At 38.8% G+C, this 2,515-nt stretch carries 4 protein-coding genes and 1 pseudogene; 2 read left to right on the top strand and 3 right to left on the bottom strand.

What is annotated here, in order from left to right:
* A pseudogene (locus tag J8L97_RS24145) lies at positions 1 to 138 on the bottom strand (penicillin acylase family protein); the annotation flags it as partial.
* Between the two features lie 12 nt (positions 139 to 150).
* Positions 151 to 846 carry a penicillin acylase family protein gene (locus J8L97_RS22700; protein ID WP_211052996.1) on the bottom strand — a complete coding sequence of 232 codons (696 nt, stop codon included), beginning with the start codon at positions 844 to 846 and terminating at the stop codon, positions 151 to 153.
* Positions 847 to 1,058: 212 nt separating this feature from the next.
* Between J8L97_RS22700 and J8L97_RS22695 the strand changes: the two genes are divergently transcribed.
* Entirely contained in the window at positions 1,059 to 1,568 is a 510-nt protein-coding gene (locus J8L97_RS22695) for an RNA polymerase sigma factor (protein WP_192509031.1), read from the top strand.
* Between the two features lie 35 nt (positions 1,569 to 1,603).
* Here the strand turns inward: J8L97_RS22695 and J8L97_RS22690 are convergent, their stop codons facing one another.
* The gene (locus J8L97_RS22690; RefSeq protein ID WP_211052995.1) at positions 1,604 to 2,041 is read right to left on the bottom strand and encodes a TerB family tellurite resistance protein; all 438 of its coding nucleotides are present in this window, start codon (positions 2,039 to 2,041) and stop codon (positions 1,604 to 1,606) included.
* Positions 2,042 to 2,095: 54 nt separating this feature from the next.
* On the opposite strand from J8L97_RS22690, the gene J8L97_RS22685 reads away from it, so the two are divergent.
* On the top strand, positions 2,096 to 2,464 hold the full coding sequence (locus J8L97_RS22685) for a hypothetical protein (RefSeq protein WP_210996339.1): 369 nt from the start codon (positions 2,096 to 2,098) through the stop codon (positions 2,462 to 2,464).
* Positions 2,465 to 2,515: the final 51 nt, after the last annotated feature.

The raw sequence follows: 2,515 nt of genomic DNA, 5'->3' as shown, positions 1-2,515 counted from the left end.
TGATGCCCCCATTGCATTTATCCGATCTGTTACCGTTGCCTGATTGGCCCAGAACCTAAAATTACCGTTAAACGGAAAATGAGGGTTCGCCATCACAATCCCGCGGCTATTTTTAGTTTTTTCTTTACCGAGTGCCCAGCCATTCGAGCCCTATTGATGTTCTGGTATTGAAAAGTCAGTTTGGACGAGATTCATTTCCCATGAATTTCTCACCATATTTTTAACCAAAGAAGGTCGCCATTCATCTTGCTCCCCCGGATGGGCTTGAACAAAAACAGGAACAAAACGTCCTGAGCTACTTTGTATACCCAACGATAATATACCCGCCACAACATCCACTGCGTCAATCGGCATCACCCATGATGCATCTAAGCACTCTTTTCCCAATTTTTCATGACCTAAATTCACCTCAGCTAAAAAACGGTTATAACCAGCGGCAAACCCTTCAGCTAAAGCTTGTGTGTCATCGGAAAGCTCAGAGTAATGTCGTTGAGTTCGTCCGTAGACGTCCAAAATACGATAACCAAAATCGGAAATAACATGTGCGTTATCGTTAAGCTGTCGATCTGGACCCAAATACTCAGCGCGCTGTCCTCTATTACGTAAATATCCATCGGCTAAAATACAAATATGATCTTGAGCTTGAGCTTGAGCATACGCATTACCATAGGCTAACCCGTACAAACTCGTCGCTTCAATATGCGCCATGCCATATTGGCTGCGCATCACATTCACCGTTTCGGATAATATTTTTGAGGATGTATTTTCGGATGCTACAGCAAGTTGTAAACCGAAAAATAAGAACAATATACTCAATACTTTTACCATAACCTTATGTGTTGCCATTACTTTCCTTAATTACTAGTTCTTTCAATAAAAGCGGCATTCAAACCACCTCATGGACAAAAAGCCTACATCGCTTACCTGTTCTGGTTAAGTAAATGTAACTTTGTCTACTATGACCATTGACAAAGAGTGAAATTTATAAATAATACACAACTGATAATCATTTGCATTTTCACTATTGTTATAATATTGAGTACAATAAGGAGTATTTCGTGTCGCAGTTCGCAAATAAGTGGTCTCAGGTTATTGCACAAAATCAAGCTAAGTTGCTTGCTTACTTAAGTAATATTTTACGCTGCCCTTATCTTGCGGAAGATGCCCTTCAAGATACATTTATTCGGTTATCTGGTATGTCTGAGAATCAAAACTACCAAGTAAAAAATGCGACAAGCTATGCATACCAAGTAGCAAGAAATATCGCGATTGATATGTTGCGAAAACAAACACGGGAAGCATGGGTTGATATTGAATGTGTGCAAACTGAACAGTTCAATGATGATAATTCAAATATTGAAAAGCGCTACTTACAACGCCAAGTGTCACAGCAAGTAAATAAAACAATCAATAAATTATCTACAAGGCACCAAAATGTGGTGAGTTTTTATAGAAGTGGAAAAATGAAGCAAAAAGACATCGCTAAAATGTATCAGATCAGCCCTACATTAGTTAACTTTATGCTCAAAGAAGTGGTGCAATCATGTAAGTCAGAATTAGCGCACTAGCCTACTTTTTAATCCTAATTTTTATCGCGTAGTATTCATTGAGCGGCCAATTTGGCCGCAATAAAATCAGCATGACTGACATATAATAGCCCTGCAATTTTACGAATAATATGATCTTCATAACGGTCAATATCATTATCTGCATATGCAACAAACCACAGTAGTTGCACAATTTCAATACGCTCGATATCCGATGTATTATTATTAATTTGTTTAACGAAGGCATAGAGATCTATCGCCTGCTCAACGAGTTGTTGTGCTAACGTGATCAGCGCATTTACCTGTTTATCATCGAGCTCACAGCGTTCCACAAGCACTTCAGTGATTTTAATTAATTCTATTTCAAGTACCTTTCCGTCAGCACGCATTACCTCAATCAATAACGCAGCCAGCGCAGTATTAAAATCAATCGTATTTTTTTCTCTTGGCTGCTCAGATAATTCCTTTAATAGTTTTTTTATTTGTTTAAACAATCCGGACTCTCCAATATGTTATTCTTAAAAGTAGCAATATTTTTAAGGAAATTCATGTTTGCACTCAATGTATCACCCCAATTAAAATGTACCAGTATTGCCGTGCTACTTTTTCTAGCAGGATGCCACCACACTCCAGCTAAGTTAGGTGAAGTGCAAAAGCTATATGACTTCGACCATAAGGTACACTATAGACTAGTACAATACAGTGAGAGACGGTTTGCCATCAGGATCCTCGCAGACAGCTATCAGGCCTTTACCCAACAAAGTGTGTTTTTACTTAGACATAGTAGACAGTTATGTAAAGAGTTAGTTCCACAACTGACGCTCAGAAAGGGGATTCAGCGCTTTGAAAGGCTACCTACAGAGCCTAGACCATATAAGCCTGATCTGTACGCGGAAATCAAGTGTATCACTCCCTGAGGTGATTGAGAGCATAATCAATTATCTACGAAGGTTGAAATCGCAAGCATA

The sequence above is a fragment of the Pseudoalteromonas sp. MMG012 genome, from assembly GCF_018100875.1.
In the GTDB taxonomy this organism is placed as follows: Bacteria; Pseudomonadota; Gammaproteobacteria; order Enterobacterales; family Alteromonadaceae; genus Pseudoalteromonas; species Pseudoalteromonas aurantia.
The sequence above is the reverse complement of the archived record's forward strand: the minus strand, read 5'-3'. Positions and strand labels throughout refer to the sequence as shown.

Bases quoted from the DNA above. Each gene is read 5' to 3' on its own strand.
- J8L97_RS22700 (WP_211052996.1), bottom strand. From the start codon at position 846: ATGGCAACACATAAGGTTATGGTAAAAGTATTGAGTATATTGTTCTTA.
- J8L97_RS22685 (WP_210996339.1), top strand. From the start codon at position 2,096: ATGTTTGCACTCAATGTATCACCCCAATTAAAATGTACCAGTATTGCC.